This is a genomic window from Hydrogenophaga sp. (assembly GCF_018780075.1).
In the GTDB taxonomy this organism is placed as follows: Bacteria; Pseudomonadota; Gammaproteobacteria; order Burkholderiales; family Burkholderiaceae_C; genus Hydrogenophaga.
On sequence record NZ_JADMKB010000101.1, the window covers coordinates 1 to 16,338 of the forward strand.

At 68.2% G+C, this 16,338-nt stretch carries 17 protein-coding genes; 5 read left to right on the forward strand and 12 right to left on the reverse strand.

From position 1 onward, the window contains the following. Positions 1-175 precede the first annotated feature (175 nt). The gene (locus IV088_RS16415; protein ID WP_291104307.1) at positions 176-1,504 is read right to left on the reverse strand and encodes an efflux RND transporter periplasmic adaptor subunit; all 1,329 of its coding nucleotides are present in this window, start codon (positions 1,502-1,504) and stop codon (positions 176-178) included. 169 nt (positions 1,505-1,673) lie between these two features. Between IV088_RS16415 and IV088_RS16420 the strand changes: the two genes are divergently transcribed. After that, positions 1,674-2,333 (forward strand): TetR family transcriptional regulator, encoded by a 660-nt coding sequence (locus tag IV088_RS16420; protein WP_291104309.1) that lies wholly within the window; start codon positions 1,674-1,676, stop codon positions 2,331-2,333. Positions 2,334-2,359: 26 nt separating this feature from the next. On the opposite strand, the gene IV088_RS16425 is transcribed toward IV088_RS16420, so the two are convergent. The 9 genes from IV088_RS16425 to IV088_RS16465 form a co-directional block, all read right to left on the reverse strand. Next, positions 2,360-2,701, reverse strand: coding sequence for a Na+/H+ antiporter subunit G (locus IV088_RS16425; RefSeq protein WP_291104312.1), 342 nt, complete (start codon positions 2,699-2,701; stop codon positions 2,360-2,362). 19 nt (positions 2,702-2,720) lie between these two features. Beyond that, positions 2,721-2,996 (reverse strand): K+/H+ antiporter subunit F, encoded by a 276-nt coding sequence (locus tag IV088_RS16430; protein WP_291104314.1) that lies wholly within the window; start codon positions 2,994-2,996, stop codon positions 2,721-2,723. Beyond that, the gene (locus tag IV088_RS16435; RefSeq protein ID WP_291104316.1) at positions 2,993-3,544 is read right to left on the reverse strand and encodes a Na+/H+ antiporter subunit E; all 552 of its coding nucleotides are present in this window, start codon (positions 3,542-3,544) and stop codon (positions 2,993-2,995) included. Before IV088_RS16435 ends, IV088_RS16430 begins: the two co-directional genes overlap by 4 nt. Continuing rightward, positions 3,541-5,214, reverse strand: a complete 1,674-nt coding sequence (locus tag IV088_RS16440) for a monovalent cation/H+ antiporter subunit D (RefSeq protein WP_291104318.1) — start codon at positions 5,212-5,214, stop codon at positions 3,541-3,543. The genes IV088_RS16435 and IV088_RS16440 overlap by 4 nt, the downstream gene beginning before the upstream one ends. After that, on the reverse strand, positions 5,211-5,603 hold the full coding sequence (locus IV088_RS16445; RefSeq protein WP_367171596.1) for a Na+/H+ antiporter subunit C: 393 nt from the start codon (positions 5,601-5,603) through the stop codon (positions 5,211-5,213). Before IV088_RS16445 ends, IV088_RS16440 begins: the two co-directional genes overlap by 4 nt. Then, entirely contained in the window at positions 5,600-8,434 is a 2,835-nt protein-coding gene (locus IV088_RS16450; protein ID WP_291104320.1) for a monovalent cation/H+ antiporter subunit A, read from the reverse strand. The genes IV088_RS16445 and IV088_RS16450 overlap by 4 nt, the downstream gene beginning before the upstream one ends. Positions 8,435-8,563: 129 nt before the next feature. Continuing rightward, positions 8,564-9,721, reverse strand: a complete 1,158-nt coding sequence (locus IV088_RS16455; RefSeq protein ID WP_291104569.1) for an MFS transporter — start codon at positions 9,719-9,721, stop codon at positions 8,564-8,566. A gap of 8 nt (positions 9,722-9,729) precedes the next feature. After that, positions 9,730-11,253, reverse strand: coding sequence for a DNA recombination protein RmuC (rmuC, locus tag IV088_RS16460; RefSeq protein WP_291104322.1), 1,524 nt, complete (start codon positions 11,251-11,253; stop codon positions 9,730-9,732). A gap of 70 nt (positions 11,254-11,323) precedes the next feature. Continuing rightward, the gene (locus IV088_RS16465; protein WP_291104325.1) at positions 11,324-12,748 is read right to left on the reverse strand and encodes a sodium:proton antiporter; all 1,425 of its coding nucleotides are present in this window, start codon (positions 12,746-12,748) and stop codon (positions 11,324-11,326) included. Positions 12,749-12,973: 225 nt separating this feature from the next. On the opposite strand from IV088_RS16465, the gene IV088_RS16470 reads away from it, so the two are divergent. From IV088_RS16470 to IV088_RS16485, 4 genes are read left to right on the forward strand one after another with little or no spacing between them, the layout of a single operon-like run. After that, the gene (locus tag IV088_RS16470) at positions 12,974-13,444 is read left to right on the forward strand and encodes a RidA family protein (RefSeq protein ID WP_291104327.1); all 471 of its coding nucleotides are present in this window, start codon (positions 12,974-12,976) and stop codon (positions 13,442-13,444) included. A 33-nt stretch (positions 13,445-13,477) separates the two neighbouring features. After that, complete coding sequence (locus tag IV088_RS16475; RefSeq protein ID WP_291104329.1) at positions 13,478-14,062, forward strand: flavin reductase family protein; 585 nt, start codon at positions 13,478-13,480, stop codon at positions 14,060-14,062. Further along, positions 14,059-14,508 (forward strand): SRPBCC family protein, encoded by a 450-nt coding sequence (locus IV088_RS16480; protein WP_291104332.1) that lies wholly within the window; start codon positions 14,059-14,061, stop codon positions 14,506-14,508. Before IV088_RS16475 ends, IV088_RS16480 begins: the two co-directional genes overlap by 4 nt. A 42-nt stretch (positions 14,509-14,550) precedes the next feature. Next, a complete protein-coding gene (locus IV088_RS16485; protein ID WP_291104335.1) occupies positions 14,551-15,000 on the forward strand; it encodes a GNAT family N-acetyltransferase in 450 nt (149 codons plus the stop codon). Positions 15,001-15,094: 94 nt separating this feature from the next. Here IV088_RS16485 and IV088_RS16490 read toward each other — a convergent pair whose 3' ends face one another. Both IV088_RS16490 and IV088_RS16495 read right to left on the reverse strand, forming a co-directional pair. Further along, positions 15,095-15,637: a phasin family protein gene (locus tag IV088_RS16490; protein WP_236965938.1), complete on the reverse strand. Its 543-nt coding sequence runs from the start codon at positions 15,635-15,637 to the stop codon at positions 15,095-15,097. 197 nt (positions 15,638-15,834) lie between these two features. Next, a complete protein-coding gene (locus IV088_RS16495; RefSeq protein ID WP_291104341.1) occupies positions 15,835-16,170 on the reverse strand; it encodes an SMR family transporter in 336 nt (111 codons plus the stop codon). Between the last annotated feature and the right edge of the window lie 168 nt (positions 16,171-16,338).

A 16,338-nucleotide genomic window follows, 5' to 3' on the forward strand; every position in this document is an offset into this window, starting at 1 on the left:
GTGATGGACACCGCGCCCAGCACCATGATGAAGAGCGCGATCACCCACGCGAAGATGGGGCGCTCGATGAAGAATTTGGCCATGTCAGTTTCCGCCGAGCCGCCTCAAGGAGGCTGAAGCCCCCATGGGGGGCAATGAACAAAGTGAACGTGGAGGTTGTGTCATTTGCCGCTCCTTACTTGGCCGCCGCCGGAGCGGGGGCGGCTGCGGGCTTGGCTTCAGCGGCTGGCGGTGCCGCTGCCGCTGGAGCACCCGCGGGTGCGGCGGGCGACGCTGCGGGTGCTGCGCCAGGCTGCGTCCATGGCACCGCCTTCACCGGCGTGCCGGGCGGCATCATCTGCAGCTTCTGGAAGCCGTCCACCATGACCTGCTCGCCGGCTTTGAGGCCATCCATGACGACCCACTGGCCGCCCTGCTGGCCGCCGACCTTCACGGTGCGCTTCTCGATCTTGCCGTCCGCCCCCACCACCGACACCGTGTCGCCCTGGGCCGAGCGCGTCACCGCCTGTTGCGGCAGCGTGATCGCGTCGCCGGCGGTCGCCTGCTCCAGGCGCACGCGCACGTACAGGCCCGGCAACAGCGCGCCGCCGGGGTTGGGCACCTCGGCGCGCAGCGTCACCTGCCCGGTGGCGGCATCCACCGTCAGATCGGAAAACAGCAGCTTGCCGGGCTTGGCGTACTCGCTGCCGTCGTCCAGCACCACGCGCACCGCGGCCGCGCCCTTGCCCGCGCCCTTGAGCTGACCGGCTTCCATCGCGCGTTTCAGGCGCATGGCTTCCGTGGCCGACTGGGTGAAATTCACATACAGCGGGTCCACCTGCTGGATCACGGCCAGCGCCGTGGCTTCGCCCTGCCCCACCAGCGCGCCCTCGGTCACCAGCGCGCGGCCTATGCGGCCCGAGATCGGCGCGGTCACGCTCGCGTAGTTGAGGTTGATGCCGGCCGTGCGCACGGCGGCACGGGCCGCCGCGACGTCGGCTTCGGCGGATTTCTGAGCCGCCACGGCGCTGGTGAATTCCTGCTGGCTGATGGCGTTTTCGGCCACCAGCGGCTTGTAGCGGTCGGCGACCGCCTTGGTGTTGGCCAGGTTGGCTTCGGCGCGCGCCAGCGAGGCCTGGGCGCTTTGCAGCGTGGCCTGGTAAGGCGCGGCGTCGATGCGGAACAGCGCCTGACCGGCTTTCACGTCGCTGCCCTCACGGAACAGCTGCTGCTGCACGATGCCCGCCGCGCGGGCCCGCACCTGCGCCACGCGAGAGGCCTCCAGGCGGCCAGGCAACTCGGTCTGCAGGCCCACGTCACCCGGGGTGACCGTGACCACGCCCACTTCCGGTGCCGGCATGCCCCCACCCGGTGCGCCACCACCGGCCGCCGCCGGGGCGTCGGACTGGCCGCAGGCCGCCAGGGCCGCCACCAGGGGCAGCAGCACCAGGGCCTGGCGCAGGCGCACGGTGGTCGTGGACGGCGCCGTCGGGCGCCGCGAGAGGGATGGAGTGGTTGCGGGCATGAATAACCTCTTGGGCGACAGGTGATGTACGGAAAGACAGAAAATTACAAATCAGGACAGAAATCCAAGCGTGCAAGGCGCGTGCCAAGACCTTCAAAAGGGACGCAGTATACATACACACATGAATGTATGTATATTCAAGGGGTCTCTTCTTTTGTGAACACACCACATGGTCCGCCGCACCAAGGCCGATGCCGAAGCCACCCGCCACTCGCTCCTGGACGCAGCCGAACAGCTGTTTCAGGCGCGTGGCGTTTCGCGCACGTCCCTCAACGATATCGCCAACGCCGCCGGCACCACGCGCGGCGCCATCTACTGGCACTTCAAGGACAAGGCCGACCTGTTCAACGCGATGATGGAGCGCGTCACCCTGCCGCTGGAGGAGAGCATGGCCCGTGCCGGCGCCAACGCCCGCACAGCCGACGATCCGCTGCACAATCTGCGCGATGCGCTGAAAGAAGCGCTGCACAAGACCGCCACCGACGAACAGACGCGCCGCGTGTTCGAGATCGCGACGCACCAGGTCGAATACAACGACGAAATGCACGCAGTGCGCGAGCGCCATCTGCAGGTTCGCAACGACTGCGTGAAGCAGACGGCGCAGGCGCTGCAGGCGGCGGCACACAAACAAGACCTGAAGCTCGCCATGCCCTTCTCGTCTGCCGCGCTGGGCATGTACGTCATCGCTGACGGGATGATCCAGAACTGGTTGCTCGAGCCCGGCGCCTTCGACCTGCAGAAAGCGGGCCGGCAAACCCTCGATGCCTACCTGAGAGGGCTTGGTTTCACACTGACGCCCACCAGCCTGCCACCCAAGAAAGCCGCCTGAGGTCCCGGGCCCGTTTCTTCGGGGATTCAGTCTGGTGATCGCTCGGGCACCGCATCGGGAGGCACCGGTGCCTTCGAAGGCAGCTTCAAATGCAGCGCCGCCTGGGCCATCAGGTTCGCCGCCACCGGCGCGGTCACAAACACAAACAGCGTGATCAGCAGCTCGGCGATGCCCGGGCGGCCCTGCGCGGCAGCCACCAGCATCGACGCGATCAGCATCCCGCCCACGCCCAGTGTGGACGCCTTGGTCGGAGCGTGCAGGCGCATGTAGAAGTCGGGCAGGCGCACCAGGCCGATGGCGCCCACGAGCAGGAAGAAGGCCGCGATCACGATCACGGCGGCGGCGGTCCATTCGATGAAGGGGTTCATGTTCAGACTTTCTTGCCGTTCATTCCACCACGTCGCCACGGCTGAGGTAACGCGCCAGCCCCACGGTCGAGGCAAAACCGAGCATCGCCACCAGCAGCGCCCCTTCGAACAGCAGCGCCGTGTTCCAGCGGATGCCCAGCAACACGATCAGCGCCACCGCGTTCATGTAGAGCGTGTCCAGCGCGAGCACGCGGTCGGTGGCGCTCGGTCCGCGCAGCAGCCGCACCGCGCACAGCAGCACGGCCAGCGTGATCGCCACGATGCCGATGTTCAAGGCCATGTCGAGCACATTCATGTCGGGCTCCCCGGTTCGATGTGGAAGGCCCGCAACAGCGGCGCCTCGTAGCGGTTTTTCATGTCAGCGGCCATCGCGGCCACATCGTCGCAGTTGAGGGCGTGCACCAGGATCACACGCTGCGCCTCGTCGATCACCGCCGACACGGTGCCGGGCGTGGTCGTGATGATGCTGGCGAACAAGGCATTGACGCGGGGGTGGTCGCTGGCCAGCGGCACCGCGATCCAGGCCGGCCGCATCCGGTCCATCGGCCCGAGCACCAGCCTGGCCACCACGAGGTTCGAAACCACGATGTCCCACAGCACCACGCCCACGAGGCGCAACACCGTCGGCCAATGCACGACGCTGGCTTGTGACAGAAACGGATTCAGCAGGCGCGGCACGACCAGCCCGATCAGCAGGGCCGACAGCAGGTGCACCGGCTCCAGGCTGTGCGACAGCGCGAGCCAGCTCGACGCCAGCAGCACCGAGAGCACCGGGTGGGCGAACCAGCCGGTGGCGGGATGGCGCTTGCCGATGGAACGGGCAACGGGTGAATCCGGTTTCATGGCAGGGCCTTCGTGGGTGCTGGAACCACCAGGGGTGGGCTCGGCGAGGCGTTTCTTGAGCCGTCGTAGGGCCGGACCGTGTTCGCGCGCACGCCGCCCTGCGAACCGAGCACGGCCTCGGCGTAGGCGGCGGTGTCGGCCAGCTGCAAGGCGGTGGCGTCGGTGTAGCGCTTGACCGGCGAGGCCAGCACCGCCAGCGCCACCGTGACCGCCATGAAGGCCCAGGCCGCCGAGAGCAGCTTGACACTGGAGCCCGATGTCGAGGCCACGCCGCCCGCTTCAGGCTGAACGTGCCAGAACACGATCACCCCCGCACGCGCCAGCCCCACGATGGTGAAAAAACCCACCAGCAGCACCACCCCCCAGACCCAGGCCTGCGCGGCCAGGCCCGAGGCGCTCTGCAGGATCATCAGCTTGCCCAGAAAGCCGGGCAGCGGCGGCAACCCCGAGGCCGACGCGGCGCCGAACAGCATCATCATGCCCAGCAGCACCGGCTCGCGCATCGCCACCGCCGGACGCAGCCTGTCGCCCGCCTCTCCGCGCTGGGCGGCCATCAGCTCCACCAGCAGGAACAGGCCCGCGATCACGACGGTGCTGTGCAGCGTGTAGTACAGCGCGGCCGACAGTGTCTCGGGGGTGAACAGGCCCACGCCGGCCAGGATGGTGCCGACCGACGACACCGTGAGGTAGGCCACCATGCGACCCATGGAGCGCGCCGCCAATGCCCCCAGCGCGCCCAGCACGCTGGTGCCCAGCGCCAGCGGCAGCAGCCAGGCCTGTGCCGCCAGGCTGGCCTCGCCCGCCTCGACACCGAAGATGCCCCAGTGCGTGCGGATGATGCTGTACACGCCGACCTTGGTCATGATGGCGAACAGCGCCGCCACCGGCGCGCTGGCCGAGGCGTAGGTGCCCGGTAGCCAGAAATACAGCGGCACCAGCCCGGCCTTCAGGCCGAACACCACCAGCAGCACCAGCGCGGCCGCGCGCGCGATCAGCGCCGATTCGCCGGTGAGCTGGGCCACGCGCAGGGCCAGGTCGGCCATGTTCAGCGTGCCGGTCACGGCGTAGAGCATCGCCAGCCCGATCAGGAACAGGCCCGACCCGGCAAGGTTCAGCACCACGTAGTGCATCCCCATGCGCAGGCGTTCGCGGCCCAGCCCGTGCAGCAGCAGCACATAGGACGCGATCAGCAGCACCTCGAAGAACACGAACAGGTTGAACAGGTCACCGGTCAGGAAGGCACCGCTCAGGCCCATCAGCTGGAAGTGGAAGATGGCGTGGAAGTGGCGCCCGCGCAGGTCCCAGCCGCCGGTGGCGTACCAGAGCACGGGCGCAGCCACCAGGTAGGTCAGCAACACCATCAGGGCCGAGAGTCGATCGAGCACCAGCACGATGCCGAACGGCGCCGACCACTCCCCCAGCGGGTACACCAGCAGCTCGCCGCCGGCCGCGCGCCACACCAGACCGGCCGCCATCGCCGCGCCGAGCACCACCGACGCCAGGCTCAGCCGGCGACGCCAGCGCACCCGGGCGCTGTCGTGCCCGCCACCCTGTTCCGCCATGCCACCCAAATCGCCCAGCAGAAGCAGGCCCATCGCGGTGAACGAGGGCAGCAGCACCGAGAGCACCGGCGCGTGCTGCAGCCAGAAAGCCAGGACCGCCTCCATCATGGCTGGCGTTCCCCGTGGTGGTTGGCTTCGGCCGCGGGCGGGTGGCCCGCGGCGTGTGCGGGCTCGCGGCCGTCCACGTGGTCGCTGTCACTTTCATGGCGGTTGCGCAGCGCCAGTTCGATCACGAAACCGGTGGTCGCAAAGCCGATCACGATGGCCGTGAGCACCAGCGCCTGCGGCAGCGGATCGGCCACCGGCCCGTCACCCACCAGGATGGGCTGGGCGTTGGACCACAGGCGCCCCATCACGAAGATGAACACATTGACGGCGTAGCCGAACAAGGACAAGCCCAGCACCACCGGAAAACTGCGCCCGCGCAGCATCAGGTAGATGCCGCAGGCGGTGACGAAGCCGATGCCGGTCGCCAGCAAGAATTCCATGCTCATCAGGGTGGGCCTCCGGCCGACTGGGATGGGGTCGAGGTGCGGTCCCGGCTCACCGAGCCCAGCACCGAGATGGTCAGCAGCGTCGCCCCCACCACCGTGAGGTACACACCGAGGTCGAACAGAGCGGCCGAGGCCAGCGGCAGCTCGCCCAGCAGCGGCATGTGCGGGTGCCCATGGGCGCTGGTCATGAAGGGCCGACCCCAGACAAAGGCGCCCGCGCCGGTCAGCCCGGCGATCGACAGCCCGGCACCGATGCAGCGCACGAAGCGGCGGCCGCTCTGCGCGCGCAGCATCGCCTCCGCCTTCGCCTGGCCCAGCGCCATGAACTGCAGCACCAGCGCCACCGCCGTGATCAGCCCGGCGATGAAGCCACCGCCGGGCAGGTTGTGGCCGCGCATGAAGATGTACAGCGCAAACACCAACGCCAGCGGCAACACCACCGTGGCGGCCACGCGCAACATCAGCGGCAGGGCGGCGAAGGTCCAGGCCAGGCCTTGCGGGTCGGTCAGTGGGCGGCGGCTGCGCATGCCGTCCATGAGGGCCAGCACACCGATGGCGGCGATGCCCAGCACGGTGATCTCGCCAAACGTGTCGTAGCCGCGGAAGTCCACCAGGATCACGTTGACCACGTTGGTGCCCCCGCCCACCGGCAGCGATTTCTCCAGGAAGTACCAGGAGATGGAATCGTGGTCGCGCGTGAGCAGCACCCAGGCCACCCAGGCCATGCCCGCCCCGCCGGCCAGCGCCAGCACACCGTCGCGCGCGCGGCGCAGCGCCGACGATTCGCGCGGCGAGTGCTGCGGCAACAAAGCCAGCCCCATCAGCAGCAGCACGGTGGACACCACCTCCACCGACAGCTGCGTCAGCGCCAGGTCGGGCGCCGACAGGCTCACGAAGGTGAGCGAGGTCACCAGCCCCACCACACCGACGAGCACCACGGCCTGGAACCGTTGGTGGTGCGTGAGCGCAATGGCCACGCAGGCCGCGAGCAGCAGCAGCCAGACCGCGATGGCCAGCGGCGAGGCGGGCAGCAGCTCGCGCGTCCCCGCACCGATGCCCTGCCCCGCCAGCTGCGTCGCCGCCGCCGCCACCGCGGCCCCGATGAGCCAGACCAGGTAGCGCTGCAGCGAGCCGGTCTCCAGGCGGTCGGAGACACGGCCAGCGAGCCCGAACAGGCCGTCGATCACCGCATCGAAAATCTGGCGCCCGGTGGCCAGGCCGAACCAGGCCTCGGACTGAATGCGGTGCAGGCGCTGGCCGCGCGCCAGCCAGAGGTACAGCCCGACGCCCGCGGCCAGCGCGATCGCGCTCATGAGCAGCGGCAGGTTGAAGCCGTGCCAGATGGCCAGGTGGTATTCGGGCAGCGGCTGGCCCACCATCGCCGTGGCCGCGACGTGCACCAGCGGCCCGAAGGTGATGGCCGGCAGCAGGCCGACCCCGATGCACATGGTCACCAGCAACATGGCAGGCAGCTTCATGCCCAGCGGTGGTTCATGGGGATGCGGGTTGGGCACATCGCCCAGTTCGCCGTTGAAATACGTGTCATGCACGAAGCGCAGCGAGTAGGCCACGCTGAACACGCCCGCCAGCGTCACCAGCGCGGGCACCACCCAGGCCCACACGCCCGCCGTGCCGACCACCGCCTCGGTGAAAAACATCTCTTTGGACAGGAAGCCGTTGGTCAGCGGAACACCGGCCATCGACGCGGCCGCCACCATGGACAGCGTGGCCGTCCAGGGCATCAGCTTGTACAGGCCCCCGAGCTGGCGCATGTCGCGCGAATGCGTCTCGTGGTCCACGATGCCCGCGATCATGAACAGCGAGGCCTTGAAGGTCGCGTGGTTGAGCACGTGGAACACCGCGGCCACGGCGGCCAGCGGCGAGCCCAGCCCGATCAGGAACACGATCAGGCCCAGGTGGCTCACGGTCGAGTACGCGAGCAGGCCCTTGAGGTCGTGCTTGAAGAGCGCGATGAAGGCCGCGAACAGCACCGTGATCAGGCCCGCGCCGGTGACGATCACCTCGAACCAGCCCGTGCCCGCGAGCACCGGGTGCATGCGCATGAGCAGGAACACGCCCGCCTTCACCATGGTGGCCGAGTGCAGGTAGGCCGAGACCGGCGTGGGCGCGGCCATGGCGTCGGGCAGCCAGAAGTGGAACGGGAACTGCGCGCTCTTGGTGAAGGCGCCGAGCAGGATCAGCAGCAACGCGGGAACGAACAGCGGATCGGCCTGGATCAGGGCCACCCGGCCCACCATCTCGCTCAACTCGTGGGTGCCCGCGATCTGCCCCAGCAGCAAAAAGCCGCCGAGCATGGCCAGACCACCACCACCAGTGACGGCCAGCGCCTGGCGGGCGCCGGCGCGCGCATCGGCGCGGTGGCTCCAGAAGCCGATCAACAGGAACGACGAGATGCTGGTCAGCTCCCAGAACACCACGAGCAGCAGCAGGTTGTCCGACAGCGCCACGCCCAGCATCGCCGCCATGAACAGCATCATCTCGCTGTAGAACTTGCCGGGCGAGTCCTTGGGGCTCAGGTAGAAGTGTGCGTAGAGCACGATGAGCAGGCCGATGAACAGGATCAGGCCCGCAAAGAGCAGCGACAGGCCGTCGAGCCGGAACGTGAGGTTCAGCCCGATCTCCGGCACCCAGGCCCAGGCATTGCGCACCGTCTCGCCCGCCATCACCCCCGGCGCCTGGCTCAGCAGCAAGCCCAGACTGGTGGCCGTGACCGCACCAGCGACCAGCGCCGTCGCCAGACGGGACCGGGGTCCGAGCCAGAAGGTGGCGGCGGTGCCCGCGAGCAGCGGGAGCAAGACGATCAGCAGGAGCACGTCAAGGGTTCCTTGTGTCAAGGTCGATCCATGGACCAACCGGCGTTCAAAGAACGATCACGACCGCTGTGGCCGAGTTCCCGTGGCGGCGTCAAAGCACACGACCAATGCGCGTGGCACGCCAGTGAGTCAGTGTGTCGCAGACCCTGCCTCGCGCAGCAGCAGCCAGGCCAGACGGCAGCCCAAGCCTACCATTCCGCCCACGATCCAGAACACGCCCGCCACGCCGAGCAGCGTGCCGACCGAGCCGAACAGCATCGGCATCACCACGCTCGACCCGTTGATCGCCATGGCCCGCAGGCCCAGCGCCTCGCCATGGCGGTGCCGGGGCGTGATCTGGTGCAGCGTGCTCATGATCATGGGCTGCACCGACCCCAGCGCCACACCGAGCAGCACCGACAGCCCGCCCATGGCCCAGGCGTTGTGGGCGAATGGGTAGGCCGCGAACAGCAGCGCCGTGCTCGCCATCGCCGAGCCGATCACCACCGGCTCGCGCAGGTGCGCGGCCAGCCAGGGCATGACCAGCCGCACGGCGGTGGCGGCCAGCGCGAACGCGCCGAGGATGGTGCCGATCACCGTGGCGCTCAGATGGCGCTCGTGCCCGATGACCGGTACCAGGAAGGTGTGCACGTCCCAGCACGAGGACAGCAGCCAATTGATCAGCATCAGTCGGCGGAACGCCGTGTCGCGCAGCAGGTTCCACGACGAGCCGCTGGTGTTGCGCTCGTCCGGTGCCACCGGCGCCTGCTCCACCACGCGGCGCACCCAGAACCAGGCCAGCGACGGCAACAGCGCCAGCAGCAGGTAGGCCGCCCGAAAGCCCTCGGCATCGATCAGCACGCCCGCCGCGAGTGGGCCGATGAAGTTGGAGATCGACGGGCCGATGGCCATCCAGCTGAACACCTGCTTGAGCTCGGTGGCGTTGCTCGCCAGCCGGCCCACGTGGCGCTGCAGCGCGATCATGGCCAGCCCGGTGGCGCCACCGCAGGTCAGCGCGGTGACGCACAGCACACCAAACACCGGGAAGGCCACGGCCAGCGCCGCGCCTGCGGTGGCCACGCCCACCGCCAGCAGCATCGGTTTCTTCAGCCCGCGGCGGTCGGCGTAGCGGCCGGCGGGCAAGGCGAGGAACACCTGGGCCAGCGCAAACAGCGCCAGCAGCATGCCCACCGCAACCGGGCTGTGGCCCTCGCGCAGCGCCATCAGCGGCGCGGCCATGCGAAAGCCGGTCATGCAGGCGTGCAGGCTGACCTGCGCGGCGATCAGCCGCGCCAGGCCGGCTTTCAGGGAGGCGCTCAAGTGTCTCCGTCGTCGCTGGGGTCCAGCGGCAGCAGCGCGCTGGCCTTGTCCTGCGGCAGCGCCTCCACCGTCTTGAGCGCGCGGGTCATGGCGCGGCTGCGCGTCTCGGCGCTGTCGAGGGTGTTGAGCACGGTCTGGGTCTGGCTCTTGACGCGCGCCAGCACATCGCCGAACTTGCCGAACTCGGTCTTGACCGCGCCCAGCACCTGCCAGACCTCGCTGCTGCGTTTCTCCAGCGCCAGCGTGCGAAAGCCCATCTGCAGCGAATTGAGCATGGCCATGAGCGTGGTCGGTCCGGCGAGCGTGACGCGGTATTCGCGCTGCAGCACCTCCATCAGCCCCGGTCGGCGCAGCACCTCGGCGTACAGGCCTTCGGTGGGCAGGAACAGGATCGCGAAGTCGGTGGTGTGCGGCGGCTCCAGGTACTTGTCGGCCATGCTTTTCGCTTCGAGCCTGATGCGCTGCTCCAGCCCGCGCGCGGCGATCTCGGCGCCTTCGGCGTCGGCGCGCTGCTGCGCATCGAGCAGGCGCTCGTAGTCTTCGTTCGGAAACTTCGCATCGATGGGCAGCCAGCAGGGAGCGCCGTCGTCGCCGCGGCCAGGCAGCCTGACCGCGAAGTCCACGGCGTTGCGGCTGCCGGGCCGGGTGGTGACCTGGGAGGCGTACTGGTCGGGGGCGAACACCTGTTCGAGCAACGCACCGAGCTGGGCCTCGCCGAACATGCCACGCGTCTTCACGTTGCTCAGCAGGTGCTTCAAGTCGCCCACGCCCTGCGCCAGCGTCTGCATCTCGCCCAGGCCCTTGTGCACCTGTTCCAGCCGGTCGGCCACCTGCTTGAAGCTCTCGCCCAGGCGCGCCTGCAGCGTGCTCTGCAGCTTCTCGTCCACGGTCGCGCGCATCTCGTCCAGCTTGGCGGTGTTGCTCTGCTGCAGTTGCGCGAGCTGGTTTTCCAGCGTGGTGCGGATCTCCGCCAGGCGGCGCGCGTTGCCTTCGCTCATGTCCTGCAGCTGGCGCGTGAGCGTGTCGCTCAGCGTGCCGCGCAATTGCACCAATTGCTGCGCGAAGGCGTCGATCTGCGCGTTCTGCGTGCGCGTGGCTTCGGCCGCCTGCTGGCCCATGCCCAGGCTGATGGCCTGCAGCTGCTGGGTCAGCGTGTCGCCCAGCGTGCCGCGCAGCTGCAGCAGCTGCTGGGCAAAGGCGTCCAGCTGCGTGTTCTGCGTGCGCGTGGCTTCGGCGTCCTGCCGCGTCAGCGTCTCCTGGAAGGTGGCCAGGGTCTGCTGGATTTCCTGCCGGCCGCCGCGCGAGCTGTCGCTGATCTCGCGGCGCAGCTCGCTCTCCACCCGCTCGATGCGTTGCGTGGCCTGCTGGCCCTGCGCCTGCAGCGTGGCCAGCAGCTGCTGTCGCTGCGCGGCTTCGTCCGCGTTGGCCGGCGGTCGGCGCAGCAACAGCCAGAGCACCAGCAGCGCATTGAGCACGCCCAACGCAAGCAGGGTCCAGGTGAGCAGGCCGGTGTCGCTCATGCGGTGGCGCTGTGTGCCGTCAAGGGGTTCGGAAAAGCGGGGCAAAAGATCATGGGTCGCATCCTGTGCATCAGGCAAAGAACAGCCAGGTCATGAGGGCAAACAGCGGCACCAGGATGCCGACCGACCAGACCATGTAGCCGAAGAAACTGGGCATCTTGACACCGCGGTCTTCCGCGATGGCCTTGACCATGAGGTTGGGGGCGTTGCCGATGTAGCTGTTGGCGCCCATGAACACCGCGCCTGCCGAAATCGCCACCAACGTGGGGGCCAGCGTGGTCATGAGCACCGCCGGGTCGCCGCCGGCGGTGTTGAAGAACACCAGGTAGGTCGGCGCGTTGTCCAGGAAGGAGCTGAGCAGGCCCGTGGCCCAGAAGTACATGGCCGGGTTCGGCGAGCCGTCGGGGTTGGTCACCGCTCGCACCACGGCGCCAAACGGGCCGTCCACGCCGGCCTTGAGCATGGCGATCACCGGGATGATGGTCAGGAAGATGCCGGCAAACAGCTTGGCCACCTCCTGCATCGGCGCCCAGGCAAACTGGTTGTCGGCGTGCACGCCCGAAGGCGTGAGCTGCAGCGAGGCCACCGTGACCGCGATCAGACCCAGGTCGCGCAGCAGGCCGGGCAGGCCCACGTCGGTGCCGGCGATGTGGAACGACACGCTGGACTTCCACAGCCCGCTCATCAGCACCAGGCCCACCACCACCGCCAGCAGCACGAAGTTGACGCCGCCGTCGAAACCGAAGGTCCGGTCATCGGGTGTCGGGTCTTTCGGCAGGACCTCTTCCTTGCGGTGGTAGTACCACCAGTCGATGCCGTAGAACAGCGCCAGCAGCGCGGCCAGCAGGAACGCCGTCTCGGGCAGGATGTGGATCAGCGTCCAGGAAAACTCCACGCCTTTCAGGAAACCCAGGAACAGCGGTGGGTCGCCCAGCGGCGTGAGCGAACCGCCGGCGTTGGAGACGATGAAGATGAAGAACACCACCACGTGCACCACGTGCTTGCGGTGGTCGTTGGCGCGGATCAGCGGACGGATCAGCAGCATCGACGCGCCGGTGGTGCCCATGAAGCTGGCCAGCACCGCGCCCACGGCCAGGATCGCCGTGTTCAGCCCCGGGCCGCCGTGCAGGTTGCCGCGGATGAAGATGCCGCCGGCCACGGTGTAGAGCGCGGTGAGCAGGATGATGAACGGGATGTACTCGGCCAGCATCGCGTGCGCGATGCCCGCGCCCGCGGCCGCCGGGCCAAACACCACAGCAAACGGCAGCAGGAACGCCAGCGCCCAGGCCGCCGACACCTTGCCGAAGTGGTGGTGCCAGAAGAGGGGCGCCACCAGCGGCACCAGCGCGATCGACAGCAGGATGCCGGCAAACGGCACGCCCCAGAGCACGGACAGCTGACTGCCGTCCATGTCGGCGGCCTGGGCCAGCACGGGCAGCAGGCCGGCGGCCAGGGTGACCAGGCGCGCCACAGCGCGCGGGGAAAGGGTGTTCATCGTGGTGTCTCCAGCGGGCGGCTCGGCGGGTCGCCTGGTTCATGGGGGCGCCCGGGCTGGCCTGCGGGGACAGACACCGGATCGCGCAACAAAGCCCCTGATTATTCCAGCAGAGCGCTGAAGAACCGCTGACGACCACCACGACCCACACCCGCCGATAGAATGGCCCGCACCTTCCTGCGACCCCGGCCGCAGCGTCCCCTACCCAGCCATCAGGAGCCTTCCATGAGCGTTTACGACAAGCTGTCCCAACTGGGCATCGCCCTGCCCCCCGTGGCCATTCCCGCCGCCGCCTACGTGCCCTTCGTGCAGACCGGCAACCTGATTTTCATCAGCGGCCACATCGCCAAGAAGGACGGCAAGCCCTGGGTCGGCCAGCTCGGGCTGACCATGACCACCGAAGAAGGCAAGGCCGCCGCCCGCGCCATCGCCATCGACCTCATGGGCACCCTCGCCGCCGCCTGCCTGGCCGGTGGCAAGACGCTCGACGACGTGAAGCGCATCGTCAAGGTCATGAGCCTGGTCAACAGCACCGGCAGCTTCACCGAGCAGCACCTCGTCACCAACGGCTGCAGCGAACTGATCGGTGAAGTGTTTGGCCCCCAGGCCGGCGCACACGCCCGCAGCGCCTTCGGCGTCGCGCAGATCCCGATGGGGGCTTGTGTCGAAATCGAGCTGATCGCCGAACTGGGGTAAACCGCCCGGCCACTTCAGCGAAGGCGTGACCACATGCCCATGCAGCCCGTTCCGCTCGACAAGGCCAGCCGACTGCTCAACCACGGCCCCACCGTGCTGGTGGGCAGTGCGCACGGTGGCCGCGTGAACGTCATGGCCGCCGCATGGGCCATGCCACTGGACTTCGTGCCGCCCAAGGTGGCGGTCGTCATCGACCAAACCACGCTCACCCGCGCGCTGGTGGACGCCTCGGGCGTGCTCAGCGTCTGCGTGCCCTGTGTGGCGCAGGCCGACCTCACCCGCGCCGTGGGTGGAGAGAGCGGCAAAGACCACCCCGACAAATTGCAGCGCTGCGGCGTGTCGTTCGAACCGGGGCCATTGACCGGCTGCCCGTTGGTCCATGGCGCCATCGCCTGGATGGAGTGCCGCGTCCTGCCCGCCACCTCGCACGTGGCGGGGCCACATGACCTGATCCTGGCCGAAGTGCTCTGCGCCTGGGCGGACGACCGGGTGTTTTCGAACGGGCGCTGGCATTTCGAGAAGGGCCCTGACGGGTTGCGCAGCCTGCACCATGTGGCGGGCGGTTTCTTCTACGCCACGGGTGCCCCCGTCGCCCTCCTCAGCGACGAACCGGCATGAGCACGGACATCGAACACCGCACCACGGTGGCCACCCCGCCCGCCCCCCTCTTTCACCTCTACGCCGACATGGCGAACTGGCACCGCTGGGACCCGGACACCCGGGCCGCGACGCTGAACGGACCCTTTGCCGCCGGTTCACGCGGCACGCTGACGCCCCGCAAGGGAAACACCGTCCCCATGGTGGTGACCTTCGCCGATCCGGATCGGGGGTTCACCGTCGAGTCGCGGATTCCCCTGCTGCTGCTGCTGCGCATGGTGTTCGAACACGAGCTGATCGCGCGCGGGCCCTCGCAGACCGAGGTGGTGCACCGGGTCACGCTCACAGGGCCGCTGTCCTGGCTGATCGGTCCGGCGTTGAAACGCCAGCTGGACGCCGGTCTGCCGGTGACGCTGGCGCGGCTCAAGCGGATGGCGGAAACGGGATCGCCCGACGCACCCGTCTGACCCACTGTTGTGTGCCGTCCCATGACCCTCTCGATCCGCCCCATGCAAACCGCCGACCTGCCCGCCGTTGGCGGGCTGTTCGACCAGTACCGCCAGTTCTACGAACACGCGCCGGACCTACCCCTCGCGCAACGCTTCATGGCGGAGCGCTTCGAGCGCGGCGAATCGGTGGTGCTGGTGGCGCAGGCGTCGGGCGGCGAACTGGTGGGTTTTTGCCAGATGTACCCGTCGTTCTGCTCGGTGGAGGCCGCGCCGATCTACACCCTGTACGACCTGTTCGTGTCGCCGCCAGCGCGTGAAGGGGGTGCCGGGCGGCAGCTGTTGCTGGCGGCCGGGGCACGGGCCGCCACCGACGGCATGGTGCGCATGGACCTGACGACGGCCCGCACCAATGTGAAGGCGCAGTCGCTCTATGCGTCGCTCGGCTGGGTGCGGGACGATGTGTTTCTGGCCTACCACCGGCGCGTGGGCGCGCCATCCGCACCGGGATGACCCCTCCGCAAAACAAAGAGACTCCCGAAGGAGCCTCTTTGTTTGGGGCGTTCACGGCCCCGAAAGGCCACTCACACCCGACGACCTCGATCGATCAGACCTTGGTGGCCTTCTTGACCAGATCGGTGGTCTGCTTCGAAGCGGCGGTGAAGTTGGCCTGGGCGGTGGCCGAGGCTTTCTTGATCGTGGCCTGGGCGGTTTCCACGGCCTTCTGGCCCTGGGTCAGCGCGCTCTGGAAAGCGGCCACAGCGGCTTCAGAACCGGCGGGTGCGTTCTTGACCAGCTGGTCCACGGAAACGCCGATCGCCTTCTGTGCGTCGGCCATGCCGGCTTCGAGCTGCTTGACGAAATCGGCGCTGCCTTCGGTGGCGATGCTCTGCACGTGCTGGAAGTAGGCAGCCGATTTTTCAGCCAGGGGCTGGAAGAAGCTGGTCTGCAGGGTCATGAATTCCTGGGGGGTCTTCACCGACAGCACGGCCTGGGCATAGCTGAAGGACTCGCCCAGAGCGGCCTTGGAGGCAGCCATGTTGAGATCGACCAGCTTTTCCACGCCCACGTAGGCCTTCTTGGCGGAGCCTTCGAGGGCTTCCAGGTTGGCTTTGTTGGCGGCGATGATTTGTTCAGCGGGGTTGTTCATTTCAGTTTCCTTGAAGAGGGTTGACACACAGGGGCCGCCGGTGAACATGGTTCGGTTTCCCGATTTATGTTGCAGTGCAGCATGGACGTGATTCTACGGGTAATCCCGAGGATGGCAAGTGTTTTTGCTGCACCGCAGCATTTTTAGAGGCACACACCCAACCCGGCCGCTTCCCCCACGCGCCGCCAGGTCGTGGCTCAATGCCCGGCGGCCTTGGAGAACAGGTTGATCACCATGACACCGGCCATGATCAGGGCGATGCCGATGAGCGCGGGCGCATCGAGCCGCTGCCCGAAAGCGAACCAGCCGATGAACGAGATCAGGACGATGCCCACACCCGACCAGATGGCGTAGGCGATGCCGGTGGGGATGGTGGCCAGGGTCAGTGACAGGAAGTAGAAGGCGACGCCGTAGCCCGAGACGGTCGCCACACTGGGCCAGAAGCGCGTGAACCCGGCGGACGTTTTGAGGAAGCTGGTGGCGATGACTTCGGCCATGATGGCCACGCCGAGGTGAAGGTAGGCGATGTTCATGGGGCAAACTCTACCCACCCGACCGGACTGGGCCAAGCGGCAGCGGAGATGGCCTGCGTTCCGCGCAAGGCCTTTGGTTGACGGCGTGTCGACCCTGTGCACAAAGTTCGCTGCCGCGGGGCAGGCCGCCTTGGCACTGTGCTGTCGCCGATGCCGCCGCCTGCCCGC